The following is a 17,281-nucleotide window of genomic DNA, read 5'->3' as shown; positions in this document are numbered from 1 at the left end:
CGCCCTCGCCCGTTACGGTTCACGCGAAAAAAAGCCACGGAACGCAGGTTCCGTAGCTTTTTCATTGCGCCGCGCGTGACGCGCGGCACCGCGGGCGTGGACTTACTTCGTGTTCACGTTCGCGGCGGCAACGGCCGTCATGTTGATGATCCGGCGCACGGTCGCGGCCGGCGTCAGGATGTGGACGGGCTTGGCCGCGCCGAGCAGGAACGGGCCGACCGTCACGCCTTCGCCGCCGACCATCTTCAGCAGGTTGTACGCGATGTTCGCCGCTTCGACGTTCGGCATGATCAGCAGGTTCGCCTCGCCCGACAGCGTCGTGCCCGGGAACGCCTGCTTGCGGATCAGTTCCGACAATGCCGCGTCGCCGTGCATTTCGCCGTCGACTTCGAGGTTCGGCGCACGTTCGACGATCAGCTTGCGGGCCTCGGCCATCCGGCGCGACGACGCCGACGGCGCGCTGCCGAAGTTCGAGTTCGACAGCAGCGCGGCCTTCGGCGTGATGCCGAAGCGCTCGATCTCGGCCGCGGCCTGGATCGTCATGTCGGCGAGCTGGTCGGCGCTCGGCAGCTCGTTCACGTACGTGTCGCACACGAACAGGTTGCGGCCCGGCAGCATCAGCAGGTTCATCGCGGCGAAGTGCTCGGCGCCCTTCGCGCGGCCCAGCACCTGCTCGATGAACTTCAGGTGGCTGTGGAACGTGTCGATCATCCCGCAGATCATCCCGTCCGCGTCGCCCAGATGCACGAGCATCGCGCCGATCAGCGTGTTGAACTTGCGCATCGCGGCCTTCGCGACTTCCGGCGTCACGCCGTCGCGCGCGCCGATCTCCTGATACGCCTGCCAGTAGCGGTGGTAGCGCGCATCGTCTTCCGGATCGACGATTTCGAAATCGGTGCCGGCCTTCAGCTTCGAGCCGATCTTCGCCAGGCGCATGTCGACGACCGACGGACGGCCGATGATGATCGGCTTCGCGATCTTTTCCAGCAGCACGAACTGCGCGGCGCGCAGCACGCGCTCGTCCTCGCCCTCGGCGAACACGATGCGGGCCTCCTTCTGCTTCGCGGTCGCGAACACGGGGCGCATCACCATGCCGGTGCGGTAGACGGTCGCGCCGAGCTGCTCGCGATAGGCGTCCATGTCCTGGATCGGGCGCGTGGCGACGCCCGAATCCATCGCGGCCTGAGCGACGGCCGGCGCGATCTTGATGATCAGGCGCGGGTCGAACGGCTTCGGAATCAGGTAGTCCGGCCCGAATTCGAGCGAATGGCCTTCGTACGCCTTCGCGACTTCCTCGCTCTGGTCGGTTTCCTGGGCCAGCTCGGCGATCGCGCGCACGCACGCGAGCTTCATTTCTTCCGTGATCGTCGTCGCGCCGACGTCGAGCGCGCCGCGGAAGATGAACGGGAAGCACAGCACGTTGTTGACCTGGTTCGGGTAGTCCGAGCGGCCGGTCGCGACGATCGCGTCCGGGCGCACGGCTTTCGCGTCTTCCGGGCGGATTTCCGGTTCCGGGTTCGCGAGCGCCAGGATCAGCGGCTTGTCGCCCATCGTCTTGACCATGTCCTGCTTCAGCACGCCCGCGCTCGAGCAGCCGAGGAACACGTCCGCGCCGACGATCGCGTCGGCGAGCGAGCGCGCGTCGGTGTTCGCCGCATAGCGCTGCTTCGACGGATCGAGGTTGCCGCGCCCTTCGTAGATCACGCCCTTCGAATCGGCGACGAGGATGTTCGACTTCGTGAGGCCGAGGTTCACCAGCAGGTCGAGGCACGCGATCGCGGCCGCGCCGGCGCCCGAACACACGAGCTTCACGTCGGCGAGTTTCTTGCCGACGACCTTCAGGCCGTTCAGGATCGCGGCCGACGCGATGATCGCGGTGCCGTGCTGGTCGTCGTGGAAGACGGGAATCTTCATGCGCTCGCGCAGCTTCTGCTCGATGTAGAAGCATTCCGGCGCCTTGATGTCCTCGAGGTTGATGCCGCCGAGCGTCGGCTCGAGCATCGCGATCGCCTCGACGAGCTTGTCGGGGTCGGACTCCGACAGTTCGATGTCGAACACGTCGATGCCCGCGAATTTCTTGAAGAGGCAGCCCTTGCCTTCCATCACCGGCTTCGCGGCGAGCGGGCCGATGTTGCCCAGACCGAGCACGGCCGTGCCGTTGGTGATGACGCCGACGAGGTTGCCGCGCGACGTGTACTTCTGCGCGTCGAGCGGATCGGCGTGGATCGCCTCGCACGCGGCGGCGACGCCCGGCGAATACGCGAGCGACAGATCGAGCTGGTTCGACAGCGGCTTGGTCGGGGTGACCGAAATCTTGCCGGGTTTCGGGTTCAGGTGATAAGCGAGAGCGGCCTGCTTCAGTTGTTCGTCCATGATTGACCTGCGAGAGACATGCGAAATATTGACGACTCAGTACACAGCACCTTCGGCCGCGTCTGCTTGAATCGAGGGGATGGTCGACTGCGAGACGGCCCGCGACGCGCCGGATCGGCACGCCATCGAACCTTGGCGGATGGCAAGAGGAAAGTACAAAGTACTGAACGATTTCTTAGGGTCGCCTAGTGTACACCCCCTAAATGACCTCCGTTGGTGCACCGCCGCATCCCCGGCATCCGCATCGGACTGGTCGCACCCCATTTGTTTCGCCTGTGGTGAGCCGCGCGCCGAACCGCGCGAATTCCGCCGAAAACCGGCCTGGATCGGGTAAAATAGCGGGCTACGCGCGCAGCGATGCGATTGGCCTGCCGATCGCGCCCCGGCCCTCCGGGCAGGTTCCCCTTGCTGCGCCACCGGGCCCGCGCCCGCTCCTCGCTCATCACCCAAGGAATGCCCATGACAGGCTACGATCGTCAGTCGATCTCGGATACGACCGCCAAAATCCTGCTCGAAGTGCAGGCGGTGCACTTCAATGCCGAAAAACCGTTCATCTTCACGTCCGGCTGGGCAAGCCCCGTCTATATCGACTGCCGCAAGCTGATCTCGTATCCGCGCGTGCGCCGTGCGCTGATGGAAATGGCGGAAACGACGATCACGCGCGACATCGGCTTCGAGCAGATCGATGCGGTGGCGGGCGGCGAGACGGCCGGCATCCCGTTCGCGGCATGGATCGCCGACCGGATGATGGTGCCGATGCAGTACGTGCGCAAAAAGCCGAAGGGTTTCGGCCGCAATGCGCAGATCGAAGGCCATCTCGAGGAAGGCTCGCGCGTGCTGCTGGTGGAAGACCTGACGACCGACAGCCGCAGCAAGATCAACTTCGTCAACGCGCTGCGCACCGCGGGCGCGACGGTGAACCACTGCTTCGTGCTGTTCCACTACGACATCTTCAAGGAAAGCGTGTCGGTCCTGAAGGACATCGACGTCGACCTGCACGCGCTCGCCACGTGGTGGGACGTGCTGCGTGTCGCGAAGGCCTCGGGCTACTTCGAGACGAAGACGCTCGACGAAGTCGAGAAATTCCTGCACGCACCGGCCGAATGGTCGGCCGCGCACGGCGGCGCGACGGCCGCGAAGGAATGACGCCACGCCGGCATGCATGCCGGCGCACTGGCTGAACAAGCCGCCTGCTTCACCGCAGGCGGCTTTTTTTCGTCCGTTGCCATGCACCCTGACCGAGCGCAATCGCGGGCGGCGGTGGGCATCGCTCATCGAACCCTAATGCTAGACTTGATCCATCGCCGCCCTCAGCTGCGCGGGCAACACACAACGCCAACAATGCCGGGCGTCTCGGTCCGGCCCACGTGACGGGAGAAGCGCCATATGCGTGTGGATCGCCGGATCGCTCCGCCTGCGCCATCGGGTCGCCCGTCTCCGTTCCTTCTCCCCGCCCTCCTCTGCGCCGCCGTTTTCGCGGCAGTGCCCGCGCATGCGGAAGGCCCGTTCACCGTGACGAGCGACGACCTGACGCCCGGCGCCCGCGTGCGGGCCGCGAACGTGTTCGACCGCGGCGACTGCAAGGGCGCGAACCGCTCGCCGCAACTCGCGTGGCACAACCCGCCGCCCGGCACGCGCGGCTACGCGGTCACGATCTTCGATCCCGACGCGCCCGGGCACGGCTGGTGGCACTGGGCCGTGGCCGGCATTCCGGCGACCGTCACGAGCCTGCCGGCCGACGCGAGCGCATCCGGCTTCCTGCGCCGCATCGGCGCAAGCGAGGCGCGCAACGACTACGGGATCGACGGTTACGGCGGTCCGTGCCCGCCGCCCGGCAAGCCGCATCGCTACGTGATCACCGTCTACGCGCTGAAAGGCACCGACCTGCGCGTGTCGCAGGGCCGCCCCGCGCCGATGTTCGAGCACGAGATCGGCACGCTCGCGATCGGCACCGCGCGACTCACGGTCACGTACGGGCAGTAGCCGCGCGGTGCCTCGCCCGGCGGCGGCGCCGCGATTGCCGGCCGCCGCGAATTTCAGTGCGCCGCGCGCGCACGTTGTCTCGTCATTTCGGCTTGCTAGACTCGTCGTCACCGGTCGCGGCATGCCCTGCCGCGCGACCGTCGCGCCGCCTGCCGGCGACGCGTGACGCGGCGAGCCACGGCGGCCCGCCGTTCCCGTCCCTTTCCGGAGAACGCTTCATGTCGAACATCGTCATCGTCTATCACAGCGGCTATGGTCACACGCAGAAACTGGCCGAGGCCGTGCATGCGGGCGCGCAGGATGCCGGCGCGAACGTGCGCCTGATCGCCGTCGGCGACCTCGACGACGCGGGCTGGGCCGCGCTCGACGCGGCCGACGCGATCGTCTTCGGCGCGCCGACCTACATGGGCGGCCCGTCGGCGCAGTTCAAGCAATTCGCCGATGCCACGTCGAAAGCGTGGTTCACGCAGAAGTGGAAGGACAAGATCGCCGCGGGCTTCACGAACTCGGCGACGATGAACGGCGACAAGTTCTCGACGATTCAATATTTCGTCACGCTGGCGATGCAGCATGGGATGGTGTGGGTCGGCACGAGCCTGATGCCGGCGAACTCGAAGGCGGCCACGCGCAACGACATCAACTATCTCGGCGGCTCCACGGGCCTGCTCGCGCAGTCGCCGGCCGATGCGACGCCCGACGAGGGCCCGCTGCCGGGCGACCTCGAAACCGGCAAGGCATTCGGCCGGCGCGTCGCCGAAGCGACCGCCCGCTGGGACGCCGGCGCCCGCTGAGCACGCCCTCCCCCGGCCCGCGCGCGTATCGGCGCGGGCGTCAAAGGGACACGAAGACGGCCGCCGGCCGTCTTTTTTCGTCCCGCGCGGCACAGCGCCGCCGGATGACGTCTTAAAATGGCGGTTTCAGGGCGCCGCGGCTCCCGTTTCATCCAGTGAGAGCGAAATGAGCACCAAAGTTTTTGTCGACGGCCAGGAAGGTACGACCGGCCTCAAGATCTTCGAATACCTGTCGGCACGCAGCGACATCGAGATCCTGCGCATCGAGGAAGCGAAGCGCAAGGACGTCGACGAGCGCCGCCGCCTGATCAACGCGTCGGACGTCACGTTCCTGTGCCTGCCGGACGTCGCGTCGCGCGAATCCGCGTCGCTCGTCGAGAACCCGAACACCACGCTGATCGACGCGAGCACCGCGTTCCGCACGCATGCCGACTGGGCGTACGGCCTGCCGGAACTGACCCGCGCGCAGCGCGAGAAGATTCGCACGTCGAAGCGCATCGCGGTGCCCGGCTGCCACGCATCGGCGTTCGTGCTCGCGATGCGTCCGCTCGTCGACGCGGGCATCGTCGCGCCGACGTTCGCCGCGCACAGCTACTCGATCACCGGCTACAGCGGCGGCGGCAAGTCGATGATCGCCGAATACGAAAACGCCGCGCCGGGCGGCAAGCTCGCGAGCCCGCGCCCGTACGCGCTCGGCCTCGCGCACAAGCACCTGCCGGAAATGGCCGCGCACACGGGCCTCGCGAACGCACCGATCTTCACGCCGATCGTCGGCCCGTTCCTGAAGGGCCTCGCGGTGACGACCTACTTCACGCCCGAGCAGCTCGCGAAGCGCGCGACGCCGCAGGACGTGCAGCGCGTGTTCGTCGAGTACTACGCGGACGAGGCGTTCGTGCGCGTCGCACCGTTCGACGCGGACGCGAACCTCGACGGCGGCTTCTTCGACGTGCAGGCGAACAACGACACGAACCGCGTCGACCTGTTCGTGTTCGGCAACGCGGAGCGCTTCGTCACCGTCGCGCGCCTCGACAACCTCGGCAAGGGCGCGTCGGGCGCCGCGATCCAGTGCATGAACCTCAACATCGGCGCGGCCGAGGACGCAGGCCTCAAACGCTGATTCAGCCTCGCATGCCATGCAAAGCCGGCCACTGGCCGGCTTTTTATTTACCCGTATCAGGCAATATATAAAACTCCGGATCGCGCATTTACAAATATTTACAAGCTTTCCATTGCGCGATTATCCGCGAATTAATCCAGCCCCTCCTTATCCAGTCAATCCCGAATAGGGATAAACCGGATACCCGTCAATTCAAACGCTGCCGTTATACGCGGGAAGGCGTTGCGAGAGCCTGCCGGGCGTCGCGCACGCCCCACTCCGGCAGCTTTCGACAGCCTGTCTCGCGTTTAAATTCTTACCAATTGCCTTATCAGGAAAGGATTCAATTGGCAGATCCCGTTTCAATCGCCTTTTTTTAGACGGGTTCATCAATTGACAGCAAAAACACAGGCAGCGACATTAGCTCGCACAATTAAACGATTGGAGACAGCGGCATGTCGCACACCTTATCGAAGGGGGTGGCAACGGCCTTTGCCATTGCCCCTTTCCTGGTTGCATGTGGCGGGGGGGACTCCGGCGGCGCGCTCGCGCCGATCGATGCGCCCCAATGTTCCGGCTCGAGCTGCGGCCCGCAAGGGCAGCCGCCTTCGCAGCCGATCAACGGCGCATTGTGCCCGGCCAACGCGGACATCGTGAAGAGCACGTATCTCGGCGGCGCCGGTAGCGGCGAGATCGTCAGCGTCAACATCGACGCGGTCGCGATGACCTACACGCTCAAGTGGCTCGAATCGCCGATTCCGCTGAAGACGGGCACCGTCACGCCGAGCCGCGTCGGCACGACCATCACCGGCAAGGTCGTTCATCCGCCGACCGGCACGCTGCCGACCGCCGAGCAGACGCGCTGCGCGTTCGTCCTCACGCCGGGCACGGGCCCCGCGCCGGACGGCTCGACGTATTCGACGGCCGCCGACTTCAACCAGGCGAACCCGCCGATGCTGCTGGTCGGCATGGGTGTGGCGGGCGGCGGCATTCCCGGCGCGACGATCCAGTACGACGGGCTGACGATCATCCCAGGCGTCGTGCAGAACGTCGGCCAGGTGCCGAACCGTCACTTCGACTTCTATCCGTTCCTCGGCTTCGCGAACACGACGACCGACCTCTCGAAGCTGCCGGGCACGTACAACGCGCTGCTCTACCACCTCGTGCCGTCGGGCAACTACGCGACCAAGGGCTCGAACTCGAGCGAGACGTTCGATGCGAACGGCGCGTGCACGTCGAGCGGGGCGGGCGGCTGCCAGACGACCGGCGATCCGTGGAAGGCAAGCGCGAACGGCGGCTACTTCGACAGCGCCAAGGCGCCGCAGACACTGCCGCAGACGCAACTGCCGATCGTCGGCGCGACCGGCAAGTCGGCGACCGCGCACATGGTGATCGGCCAGCTCAACGGCGCGACGGTGCCGGTGATCGTGCGCACGGGCAACGTGAACCTCGGCACGCCGCCGCTGCACCTCGATGCGCAGGTCGACGACGAATCGGGCATCGCGGTGCTCGGCGCGGCGACGGCGATCACGTCGGGCGCGATCGACGGCGGCTACGCGGGCGCGGACTCGAACTTCAAGTACACGGCCGCGCTGATCCGCGGCGGCAATGCGTCGTTCATCAACCCGTCCACGCAGGCCGAGGAAGACGGCTTCACGCTCGACTACGGCCAGACGACGCCGGGCCTGCTGAACGCGAAGACCGCCCCGCCGAGCGGCGCGAGCTACCCGTCGGCATCGGGCGTGGTGATCGCGACGGGCGGGCTGTACGCGGCGTTGATCCAGGGCACGGTGAACGGCGGCGTCACGGCGACGTCGGCGAATTCGACGACGTCGTCGACCCCGTACTTCGGCGTGGGCGCGCAGATCAGCAAGTAGCGATCGAGGACGCGGCGGCCGGCCTGCCGCCGCGCGTTGCAGGGAAGGCACGAAGGCGCCCGGCACGGCGCGGGCAGGACGAGCACGACCAACAGAAGCGGCCGACAGGGAGCTGGCCGCCACACAAGACAAATCTGGAGGAGCAACATGAAGCGCAACCTCATTCTGGCGGCCGCTGCCGCCGCCCCCCTTCTTTCCGCTTGCGGCGGCGGCAGCGACAATCCGCCGCCGCTCGTCGAGGAGCGGCTTTGCCCCGCGACGCTCGACTACAACACCGTGTTCACGGGCGGCGCGGGCAGCGGCGAACTCGCGAAAGTCCAGCTCGACACGACCAAGATGACCTGGCAGGTCACCTATGTCGAATCGCCGGTGCCGCAAAAGACCGGCACCGTCGTGCCGACCCGCGCGGGCACGGTCGACAGCGGCACGCTCACGCAGGAAACGCTGCTGCCGACCAACAAGCTGAACCAGTGCGCGTTCCGCCTGAACGGCGGGAGCCTCGATGCGTCGCGTCCGGCGCGCATCTTCGTCGGCTTCGGCGTGGCGGGCGGCACGATTCCCGGCAAGGAGATCCAGTTCGACGGCGTGCTCGGCCAGGCCGCGGTGCCCGACACGAAATTCCCGTACTACCCGTTCATCGGCTTCTCGTCGATCGAAACGGACATCACGAAGGTCGCGGGCACGTACAGCCACATCGGCTTCGGCGAAGTGCCGTCGCAGAAATTCGCGCCGGCGTCGATCGACGCGAAGGTGACGATCAACGCGGACGGCACGTGGACCAAGTGCGACACGACCGGCCAGTTCGCCGGCGGCGCGTGCACGCAGCAGGGCACGAACTTCGTGCAGTCGGCCGACGGCAGCGGCGCGTTCCAGTCGAACAACTACGCGAGCCAGATGAAGCCGACGCTGTCGGCCACGCCGCAGGGCAAGGGCTTCATGATCGTCGGCAAGCTGCGCAACCAGCTCGTGCCGATCCTCGTGCGCACGGGGGTCGCGAACCCGAACCCGACGCCGGACAGCAACGGCGTGCCGGGCCTGACCGCCGACGACGAATCGAGCATCTCGATCCTCGCGCCGCAGACGGCCGTCGCGGCCGGTTCGCAGAACGGCGAGTACATCGGCGTCGACAGCCAGTTCGATTACCGCACCACCGCGCTGATCGACAAGCAGGCCACGCTGCTCGATCCGTTCCAGCCGTCGCAGGCGTCGCTCACGCGAGTGCTCGACCTCGACTACACGCAGAAGGTGCCGGGCACGGTCACGACGATCCACACGGGTTCGGGCAGCACGTCGCCGACCGGCAAGTTCATCTTCTCGGGTGGCGTGTTCGGTTTCCTCGACAACGCGGGATCGACGCCGTATTTCACGATCGGCGCATTCGTCCAGTAAGCGGAGGGGAAAGCCGTGATGAAGAAAACCCTTCTCTGCGCGGCGGCCGGCGCCGCCGCCGTGGCGCCGCTCGCCGCGCACGCGCAGAGCGCCGGCAGCAACGTCGTCACGCTGGGCTGGTTCCACATCATGCCGCAGCAGAGCAGCACGCCGATGACGACCAACGTCGCGCCGACGCCGATCAACACGCCGCTGCGGCTGCCGCCGTCGTTCACGTCGGCGGGCACCGGGCTGCACACGAGCGGCGCCGACACGGTCGGCCTGACGGTCAGCCACTTCCTGACCGACCACATCGCGGTCACGTCGGTGGCCGGCGTGCCGCCGGTGTTCAAGGTGTCGGGCCAGGGCACGATCAAGCCGCCGGGCCCGGCGGGCGCGCTCGGCACGCAGAACATCGGGCTCGGGTCGGTCAACCCGATCGTGAAGAGCGTGCGGCAGTGGAGCCCCGCGGTGATCCTGCAGTACTACTTCGGGCAGGCGACCGCGAAATTCCGGCCGTTCCTCGGCCTCGGCGTGTCGTACAACTGGTTCAGCGACCTGCAGCTCAACACGAACTTCATCAAGCAGACGCAGGACAACCTCGGCGCGATCCTCGCGGCGGGCGCGGGCAAGCCGGGAACGACCTCGGTGGAGGCGAAGGCGTCGTCGTCGTGGCAGCCGGTGTTCAACGCAGGCCTGCAGTACAACGTGACGGAACACTTCGGGCTGGTGGCGTCGGTGACCTACATCCCGCTGAAGACGACGTCGACGGTGACGATCAAGGCAGCCGACGGCTCGGTGCTCGCCGAGTCGAAATCGGACCTGAAGGCGGACCCGATCATCAGCTACGTCGGGATGACGTACAAGTTCTGAGCGCGGCGACTGTCGGCGCGAATGGATGGCCGCGACACAATCGCAGGCAAAAAAAAGCCCGCCTAAGTGGCGGGCTGAATCCATATCAGAGGAGACATGGAGGAGACAGGTGTCACTATAGCGAATCGGTTTCCGCAATGCAACATTTCCGTAGAGAAAATAAGGATTTTCCCTCGAATGCGGCCTCTAGTTCGCCGTGACGGCGCCTGACCCCTTTTCGTTCTCCCGTTCGAGCACCTCGCCCAATGCGTCGCGCAGCAGCGCGACAGGCCGCGTGAGACGACCCGGCAACGTGCCGTGCACGATCCACACGTTGATTCGCGTTTCCAGCCCCGCCGTTTCCACCACCCTCAGCGCGTCGCGATGCGCGCTGCGCGCCAGCGCGTTCGGCGCGGCGATGCCGATGCCGGCGCCGCGCGCGACGAGCGACAACTGCAGCTCCGAGCCGAACGCTTCCACCGCGACGTCGAACGGCAGCCCGGCCGCGCCGAGCGCGCGGCTCAGCGCCGAGCGCATCCCGCAGCCGTCCTGGCTCAGCACCCACGGAAAACCGGACAGCGTGTCGAGCGACAGCGGGCCGTCCGGCAGCGGGAAATCGCGCGCGGCAACGAGCACCGTCGGCTGCGTGGCGAGCAGCGTCGCCGTCAACGCGTCGGGCAGCGCCGCGCTCGCCGGCACCATCACGGTCGCGACGTCGAGCGCGCCGCGCTCGATGCCCTGCACCAGCGCGGGCGACCAGCCGGCCGTCACGCGCAGCGTGAGGCGCGGGAACGCCTCGCGTAGCCGGTCGATCGGCCGCTCGAGCGCGAGCTCGGACAGGAACGGCGGCACGCCGATGCGCAACTCGCCTGACGGCTCGCCGTTCGGCGCGCCCGCCGCCATCAGCTCGTCGACCGCGCCGAGCACGTTGCGCGCGAGCGCGTAGACGTCGCGCCCGGCGGCGGTCGGCTTCAGCGGCTTGCTCTGCCGTTCGAGCAGCGGCACGCCGAGCAGCGTCTCGAGGTTCTGCACACGCCGCGTCAGGCCCGGCTGCGTCAGGTGGAGTTTCGCGGCCGCGGCCACCATCGACCCGCTGTCGACGACCGCGACGAACGCCTGGAGATCACGCGTATTCAAAACAAACTCGCATAATCATGTTAGACATATTTCAATTGTCGCATAAACATCAGGCACCTAGGATGGGAATTCCTTCGACCTACCACCCGGCCTCCCGATGAACTGCCCTGCCAGCCGCTGCCCTGCCCCCGTTTCCCCGTCCGTCGCCGCGCCGCCCGCGCTGAGCACCGGCATGACGCTGTTCTTCGCCGCGACGGTCGGCGTGATCGTGATGAACCTGTTCGCCGCGCAACCGCTGACCGGCCCGATCAGCGCGGACCTGCACCTGCCGCCCGGCCTTGCCGGCCTCGTCGCGATGCTGCCGCAGCTCGGCTACGCGGCCGGGCTCGCGTTGCTCGTGCCGCTGGTCGACCTGCTCGAGAACCGCCGTCTGATCGTCGCGACGCTCGGCGTCTGCGCGGCCGCGCTCGTGCTGCCCGCCTTCACGCGCTCGGGCACCGTGTTCCTGCTCGCGACGCTCGCGGCCGGCGCCGCGTCGAGCGTGATCCAGATGCTGGTGCCGATGGCCGCGTCGATGTCGCCCGAAGCTCAGCGCGGCCGCGCGGTCGGCAACGTGATGAGCGGGCTGATGCTCGGGATCCTGCTGTCGCGGCCGCTCGCGAGCCTGATCGCGGGCTCGGCCGGCTGGCGCACGTTCTATCTGCTGGCCGCGCTCGCGAACGCGGCGATCGCCGTCGTGCTCGCGCTGCGCCTGCCGGCGCGCACGCCGTCGATCACGGCGAGCTACCGCGCGTTGCTCGCGTCGATGGGACGCCTGCTCGCCGACGAGCCGGTGCTGCGCCGGCATGCGCTGTCGGCCGCGCTCGCGATGGCCGCGTTCAGCGCATTCTGGACCGCCGTCGGACTGCGGCTCGCGCAGCCGCCGTTCGCGCTCGACCTGCATGGCATTGCGCTGTTCGCGTTTGCCGGCGCCAGCGGCGCGATCGTCACGCCGCTCGCCGGCCGCGCGGGCGACCGCGGCCACGGCCCGGCCGCGCAGCGGCTCGCGCACGGCACGATGCTCGCGGCCCTGACCGTGCTCGGGATCGCCGGCGCGGGCTGGTTCGGCTTCGATATGCATGCGCATCGCGGCCTCGCGCTCGCGCTGCTGGCCGGCGGCGCGGCGCTGCTCGACGCAGGCGTGATCGTCGACCAGACGATCGGCCGCCGCGCGATCAACCTGCTGAACCCGGCCGCGCGCGGACGCCTGAACGGGCTGTTCGTCGGGCTGTTCTTCATCGGCGGCGCGCTCGGCGCGGCGCTCGCGGGCAGCGCATGGGCATGGGGCGGCTGGAGCGCGGTGTGCGGCGTCGGGTTCGCGTTCGCCGGCGCGGCGGCCGGGTTCGGGCTGGTGGCCGGGCGCGCGGCGGGCGCCGCGGCGCTCGATCGCCCGCGCGCATAAGCGGGCAGCGGTGAAGCGGCGCTCGAAAGCCGAACGCCCCGCCCTCTCGCGAGGGACGGGGCGTTCGGTACGCCGGCGCGGGCCGGGAATCAGTGACGGACCAGCGCCATCATCGCGCCGAAGCCGACGAACAGCCCGCCCGTCAGCCGGTTGAACACCTTCGCGACGCTCTGGCTCTTCAGCGTGGCGCCGATGCGCGTGCCGAACGCCGCGTAGACGAGATACCAGCTCACCTCGATCACCGCGAACGTGACGACGAGGATGCCGAACTGCGGCAGCGTCGGCTCGGCCGCGTTGATGAACTGCGGCAACAGCGCGGCCGCGAACAGGATCGCCTTCGGGTTGCTGCCCGCGACCAGGAAGCCGTTGCGGAACAGCGCCGCGCGCGATGCCGATGCCTGTTGCGACACGGCGTCGACGTCAGCCGCCGGCGCGTCGTCCACGCGTGCGCGCCACGCCTTCACGCCGAGATAGATCAGGTAGGCCGCGCCCGCGAAGCGCAACGCATTGAACATCGCCGGCCATGCTTCGAGCACCGCGCCAAGCCCCGCCGCGGAGACCGCGAGCATCAGCACCAGCGCGCTCAGGCAACCGGCCATCGTCGCGGACGAACGCCGCAGCCCGTGCCGCGCGCCGTGCGTCATCACGAGCAGCATGTTCGGGCCCGGAATCGCCGACACGACGAATACCGTCGCCACGAAAAGCCACCACGTATGCAAGTTCATGACTGCCTCTACCTGAAATGGACGGAAAACGAACTGCCGATTATGCCGTGCGCACCGCGCTTCTGTCGCGTGTCAGCGGCCCGCGCGGCGCAGCGCCACTTCGCCGAGCACCGCGAAATCCTGGTCGCCGCCGCCGTGCGCGAGCGCGTCGAGCAGGCTGTCGCGCACGACGCTCGCCACCGGCAGCGGCACCGACGTCGCGTCGCCGGCCTCCAGCGCGAGCCGGACGTCCTTCAGCCCGAGCCGCGCCTTGAAGCGCGCGGGCTCGTAGCGCCGCTCGGCGATCATCGCGCCGTAGCCCTCGTAGACGGGCCCCGGAAACACGCTGCTGGTGATCACGTCAAGGAAATCGCGCATCGCGACGCCGTGCGCGCCCAGCAGCGCGGATGCCTCGCCGAGCGTCTCGATCGCCGACGCGAGCGTGAAGTTCGCGGCGATCTTCGCGACGTTCGCGTGCTGCGGCAGCGAGCCGAACCGCCAGGTCTTCTGGCCGATCGCGTCGAACAGCGGCTGCACGCGGTCGATCGCCTCGGCCGGGCCGCCGGCCATGATCGTCAGGCGCGCGGCGGCCGCGACGTCGGGCCGCCCCATCACCGGCGCGGCGACATAGTCGATGCCGCGCGACGCATGCGCGTGCGCGAGCGACTCGGCGAGCGCGACCGATACCGTCGCCATGTTCACGTGGATCAGCCCGCGCGGCGCCTGGGCCAGCAGCGCGTCGTCGAACACCGCGCGCGCGGCCGCATCGTCGCCGAGCATCGAGAACACGGCGTCGCCGCGGAACGCGTCGGCCGGCGTGTCGACGATCCGCGCGCCGAACGCCGCGAGCGGCTCGGCCCGCTCGCGCGAGCGGTTCCAGACCCGCACCGTGTGGCCCGCCTTCAGCAGGTTCGTCGCGATCGCCTGCCCCATTTCGCCCAGCCCGATAAACCCGAGATCCATCACCCGCTCCTTCGCTCCGTGAAGCCGCGAGTTAAACACAGATGCCGACGGTCTGCAGCGCCTGCCGCCTGCCGCCGACCGGCCGGCGCGGTGCGATACTGCACGAATGGCGACCGCGACCTTCCGCTTTCACGGCGAACTGAACGCCTTTCTCGCGCGCCCGCGGCGCGATCGGGCGTTCGCCCACGCGTGCGCGCGCGATGCGACGGTGAAGCACGCGATCGAGGCGCTCGGCGTCCCGCATACCGAAATCGGCCGGCTGTGCGTGAACGACGCGCCGGCCGCGCTCGACCGCCCGCTCGACGACGGCGACCGCGTCGACGTCTTTCCCGAGCGCGCGCGGCCGGCGGCCAACGGTGCCACCGGACTGCCGCCGGCGTCATGGCGCTTCGTCGCCGACGCGCATCTCGGCGGCCTCGCGCAACTGCTGCGCCTCGCCGGCTTCGACACCTGCTACGACAACCACTACCGCGACGACGAACTCGCGGCGCTGGCCGAGCGCGAGCACCGGATCGTGCTGACCCGCGACCGCGAACTGCTCAAGCGGCGCGCGGTCGTGCGCGGCTGCTATCTCCATGCGCGGCAGCCGGCCGACCAGTTGCGCGAACTGTTCGAGCGGCTCGATCTCGCCCCGCACATGCGGCCGTTCCGGCTGTGCCTGCGCTGCAACGCGCCGCTGCATCCGCTCGACGCGGCCGCCGCCGCGCCGCGCGTGCCGGCGGGCGTCCGGCAGCGGCAGCGGCGCTTCGTCGCGTGCGACGTGTGCCGGCGCGTGTTCTGGGAAGGCTCGCACTGGCGGCGCATGCGCACGGTGGTCGACGCGATGCGCGCGCCGCCGCCCGTTCGGCTCGACGAACCGGGCGAATCCGACGAACCAGGCGAATTCGGCGCCTGAAAAACAAAACCCCGCATGCCGGAGCATGCGGGGCTGGCCGGCCGTGGCGGCGAACCGCTTAGTTCTGCGTGCCTGCGTCGTTCGTGCCGGCGGCCGATGCGGCTGCGGCCTTCGCCTGGCCCTTCTTCGAACCGTGGTGCTTCAGCTGGTGCTTCGGCTTGCTGTGATCCTTCTTGGCCGGTGCCGATGCGGCAGCCGGCGTGTCGGCTGCCGGCGCGGACGCCTGTGCGAATGCCGAAACCGATGCGAGCGCGAATGCCGCGGCGATGATCGAAGCGAGCGTCTTCTTCATTGTTTTTCCTTTAGCGGAGAAAAAATCAAACGTACCGGTAATTAAAGATGCGAGGCATTCGCACCGGAGCCCCAGGCCGCGAGGCCGGCTTTCGCCGTTCCGTCGCGACGAAACCTGACGCACTGGTTCCATAACGCACCGCGTTCGCGGCAAGTTGACACGTTGCCTGCGTCCTCGGGTTTTCCCGGGGGCCGCCGCGTCACCGGGTACCGGCAAGCCGGGCAAGCCGCCGTCGCACCGCGCCGCAAACCGGCTCGCGCGGCGCCGGGGCGACGCTTATACTGGCGTCCATCCGTCCCTTTCCCCGGAAACCGGATCGCGGCCGGTCGCACGACCGCCGCCGTCTCGAGGCGCTCAAATTGCCCGATCACAATCTGGACAAACTGAAAATCGACCGGCGTCCGCTCGCACCGGCGCCGCGCCGGCGCCGGTGGGCGCGCTATGCGTTCGCCGCCGCGCTCGTCGTCGTCGCGATCGGCGCCGGCCTCGCGCTCACCGGCCGGCCAAGCGTCGACACCACGTCCGTCACGTCCGCCTACCCGTACCAGAACGACACGCAGCTCAATGCGACCGGCTACGTCGTGCCGCAGCGCAAGGCCGCGGTCGCGTCGAAGGGCCAGGGGCGCGTCGAGTGGCTCGGCGTGCTCGAAGGCACGCGCGTGAAGCAGAACGAGATCATCGCGCGCCTCGAAAGCAGCGACGTGCAGGCGTCGCTCGGGCAGGCCCGCGCGCAGGTGCAGGTCTCCCGCGCGAACCTCGGCGTCGCGCAGGCCGAGCTCAAGGATGCGGAGATCGCGTTGCGCCGCACGGCCGCACTCGCGCCGCGCGGGGCCGTGCCGGCCGCGCAGCTCGACACCGACACGGCCCGCGTGAACAAGGCGCGCGCGACGCTCGCCAGCGACCAGGCCGCGATCGCGTCGGCCGAAGCAAACGCGCAAGCCGCGCAGGTGGCGGTCGACCAGACGGTGATCCGCGCGCCGTTCGACGGCATCGTGCTCGCGAAGCACGCGAACGTCGGCGACAACATCACGCCGTTCTCGTCCGCGTCGGACAGCAAGGGCGCGGTCGTGACGATCGCCGACATGGAAACGCTCGAAGTCGAGGCCGACGTCGCCGAATCGAACATCGCGAAGATCCGCGCCGAGCAGCCGTGCGAGATCCAGCTCGACGCGCTGCCCGACATGCGCTTCGCGGGGCGCGTGTCGCGCATCGTGCCGACCGTCGACCGCTCGAAGGCCACCGTGCTCGTGAAGGTGCGCTTCGTCGACCGCGACGAGCGCGTGCTGCCCGACATGAGCGCGAAGATCGCGTTCCTGTCGAAGCCCGCGTCGCCGCAGGACCGGCAGCCGGTGACGGCCGTGCAGGCGAGCGCGGTGGTCGAGCGCGACGGCCGGTCGGTCGTGTTCGTCGTGAAGGACGACGCCGTGCATGCGGTGGCCGTGACGAAGGGCGCGCGGATCGGCGAGCTCGTCGCGGTGCGCGGCGTGACACCCGGCGACACGGTCGTGCTCGCCCCGGGCGCGAAGCTGAAGGACGGCGCGAAAGTGACCGTCGCGAAGAAGTAGCGCG

At 68.6% G+C, this 17,281-nt stretch carries 15 protein-coding genes; 10 read left to right on the top strand and 5 right to left on the bottom strand.

The window, feature by feature from the left end; all coding sequences use genetic code 11:
• Positions 1-102: 102 nt before the first annotated feature.
• The gene (locus tag LGM42_RS31270; protein WP_059578218.1) at positions 103-2,373 is read right to left on the bottom strand and encodes an NADP-dependent malic enzyme; all 2,271 of its coding nucleotides are present in this window, start codon (positions 2,371-2,373) and stop codon (positions 103-105) included.
• A 459-nt stretch (positions 2,374-2,832) separates the two neighbouring features.
• Here LGM42_RS31270 and LGM42_RS31265 point away from each other — a divergent pair, with 459 nt between their 5' ends.
• From LGM42_RS31265 to LGM42_RS31235, 7 genes are all read left to right on the top strand, one after another.
• Complete coding sequence (locus LGM42_RS31265) at positions 2,833-3,519, top strand: orotate phosphoribosyltransferase (RefSeq protein WP_059578215.1); 687 nt, start codon at positions 2,833-2,835, stop codon at positions 3,517-3,519.
• A 240-nt stretch (positions 3,520-3,759) separates the two neighbouring features.
• A complete protein-coding gene (locus tag LGM42_RS31260) occupies positions 3,760-4,356 on the top strand; it encodes a YbhB/YbcL family Raf kinase inhibitor-like protein (RefSeq protein ID WP_060966384.1) in 597 nt (198 codons plus the stop codon).
• A 218-nt stretch (positions 4,357-4,574) separates the two neighbouring features.
• Entirely contained in the window at positions 4,575-5,147 is a 573-nt protein-coding gene (locus LGM42_RS31255; protein WP_011546661.1) for a flavodoxin family protein, read from the top strand.
• A gap of 166 nt (positions 5,148-5,313) precedes the next feature.
• Entirely contained in the window at positions 5,314-6,264 is a 951-nt protein-coding gene (gene argC, locus LGM42_RS31250) for an N-acetyl-gamma-glutamyl-phosphate reductase (protein WP_226234253.1), read from the top strand.
• Positions 6,265-6,698: 434 nt separating this feature from the next.
• The gene (locus tag LGM42_RS31245; RefSeq protein ID WP_059578207.1) at positions 6,699-8,120 is read left to right on the top strand and encodes a DUF2957 domain-containing protein; all 1,422 of its coding nucleotides are present in this window, start codon (positions 6,699-6,701) and stop codon (positions 8,118-8,120) included.
• A gap of 147 nt (positions 8,121-8,267) precedes the next feature.
• On the top strand, positions 8,268-9,509 hold the full coding sequence (locus LGM42_RS31240; RefSeq protein ID WP_059578205.1) for a DUF2957 domain-containing protein: 1,242 nt from the start codon (positions 8,268-8,270) through the stop codon (positions 9,507-9,509).
• Positions 9,510-9,527: 18 nt separating this feature from the next.
• Complete coding sequence (locus LGM42_RS31235) at positions 9,528-10,361, top strand: OmpW/AlkL family protein (RefSeq protein WP_059578203.1); 834 nt, start codon at positions 9,528-9,530, stop codon at positions 10,359-10,361.
• A 186-nt stretch (positions 10,362-10,547) separates the two neighbouring features.
• Here LGM42_RS31235 and LGM42_RS31230 read toward each other — a convergent pair whose 3' ends face one another.
• Positions 10,548-11,477 (bottom strand): LysR family transcriptional regulator, encoded by a 930-nt coding sequence (locus tag LGM42_RS31230; RefSeq protein ID WP_104011778.1) that lies wholly within the window; start codon positions 11,475-11,477, stop codon positions 10,548-10,550.
• Positions 11,478-11,574: 97 nt separating this feature from the next.
• On the opposite strand from LGM42_RS31230, the gene LGM42_RS31225 reads away from it, so the two are divergent.
• Positions 11,575-12,858 (top strand): MFS transporter, encoded by a 1,284-nt coding sequence (locus LGM42_RS31225; RefSeq protein WP_226234252.1) that lies wholly within the window; start codon positions 11,575-11,577, stop codon positions 12,856-12,858.
• 89 nt (positions 12,859-12,947) lie between these two features.
• Here the strand turns inward: LGM42_RS31225 and LGM42_RS31220 are convergent, their stop codons facing one another.
• Together LGM42_RS31220 and LGM42_RS31215 are read right to left on the bottom strand one after the other, a co-directional pair.
• Positions 12,948-13,583: a LysE family translocator gene (locus LGM42_RS31220; RefSeq protein WP_059643694.1), complete on the bottom strand. Its 636-nt coding sequence runs from the start codon at positions 13,581-13,583 to the stop codon at positions 12,948-12,950.
• A 72-nt stretch (positions 13,584-13,655) separates the two neighbouring features.
• Positions 13,656-14,564, bottom strand: a complete 909-nt coding sequence (locus LGM42_RS31215) for an NAD(P)-dependent oxidoreductase (protein ID WP_226234251.1) — start codon at positions 14,562-14,564, stop codon at positions 13,656-13,658.
• Between the two features lie 67 nt (positions 14,565-14,631).
• Here LGM42_RS31215 and LGM42_RS31210 point away from each other — a divergent pair, with 67 nt between their 5' ends.
• Positions 14,632-15,420, top strand: coding sequence for a Mut7-C ubiquitin/RNAse domain-containing protein (locus LGM42_RS31210; RefSeq protein ID WP_226234250.1), 789 nt, complete (start codon positions 14,632-14,634; stop codon positions 15,418-15,420).
• Positions 15,421-15,478: 58 nt separating this feature from the next.
• Here LGM42_RS31210 and LGM42_RS31205 read toward each other — a convergent pair whose 3' ends face one another.
• The gene (locus tag LGM42_RS31205) at positions 15,479-15,712 is read right to left on the bottom strand and encodes a hypothetical protein (RefSeq protein WP_023477920.1); all 234 of its coding nucleotides are present in this window, start codon (positions 15,710-15,712) and stop codon (positions 15,479-15,481) included.
• 359 nt (positions 15,713-16,071) lie between these two features.
• Here LGM42_RS31205 and LGM42_RS31200 point away from each other — a divergent pair, with 359 nt between their 5' ends.
• Positions 16,072-17,277, top strand: a complete 1,206-nt coding sequence (locus tag LGM42_RS31200) for an efflux RND transporter periplasmic adaptor subunit (RefSeq protein WP_226234249.1) — start codon at positions 16,072-16,074, stop codon at positions 17,275-17,277.
• Positions 17,278-17,281: the final 4 nt, after the last annotated feature.

This window comes from Burkholderia sp. AU39826, assembly GCF_020419965.1.
Classification (GTDB): domain Bacteria; phylum Pseudomonadota; class Gammaproteobacteria; order Burkholderiales; family Burkholderiaceae; genus Burkholderia; species Burkholderia semiarida.
The sequence above is the reverse complement of the archived record's forward strand: the minus strand, read 5'-3'. Positions and strand labels throughout refer to the sequence as shown.

Bases quoted from the DNA above. Each gene is read 5' to 3' on its own strand.
- LGM42_RS31255 (WP_011546661.1), top strand. From the start codon at position 4,575: ATGTCGAACATCGTCATCGTCTATCACAGCGGCTATGGTCACACGCAG.
- LGM42_RS31225 (WP_226234252.1), top strand. From the start codon at position 11,575: ATGAACTGCCCTGCCAGCCGCTGCCCTGCCCCCGTTTCCCCGTCCGTC.
- LGM42_RS31235 (WP_059578203.1), top strand. From the start codon at position 9,528: ATGAAGAAAACCCTTCTCTGCGCGGCGGCCGGCGCCGCCGCCGTGGCG.
- LGM42_RS31260 (WP_060966384.1), top strand. From the start codon at position 3,760: ATGCGTGTGGATCGCCGGATCGCTCCGCCTGCGCCATCGGGTCGCCCG.
- LGM42_RS31205 (WP_023477920.1), bottom strand. From the start codon at position 15,712: ATGAAGAAGACGCTCGCTTCGATCATCGCCGCGGCATTCGCGCTCGCA.
- argC (WP_226234253.1), top strand. From the start codon at position 5,314: ATGAGCACCAAAGTTTTTGTCGACGGCCAGGAAGGTACGACCGGCCTC.
- LGM42_RS31210 (WP_226234250.1), top strand. From the start codon at position 14,632: ATGGCGACCGCGACCTTCCGCTTTCACGGCGAACTGAACGCCTTTCTC.
- LGM42_RS31245 (WP_059578207.1), top strand. From the start codon at position 6,699: ATGTCGCACACCTTATCGAAGGGGGTGGCAACGGCCTTTGCCATTGCC.
- LGM42_RS31270 (WP_059578218.1), bottom strand. From the start codon at position 2,373: ATGGACGAACAACTGAAGCAGGCCGCTCTCGCTTATCACCTGAACCCG.
- LGM42_RS31220 (WP_059643694.1), bottom strand. From the start codon at position 13,583: ATGAACTTGCATACGTGGTGGCTTTTCGTGGCGACGGTATTCGTCGTG.
- LGM42_RS31265 (WP_059578215.1), top strand. From the start codon at position 2,833: ATGACAGGCTACGATCGTCAGTCGATCTCGGATACGACCGCCAAAATC.
- LGM42_RS31240 (WP_059578205.1), top strand. From the start codon at position 8,268: ATGAAGCGCAACCTCATTCTGGCGGCCGCTGCCGCCGCCCCCCTTCTT.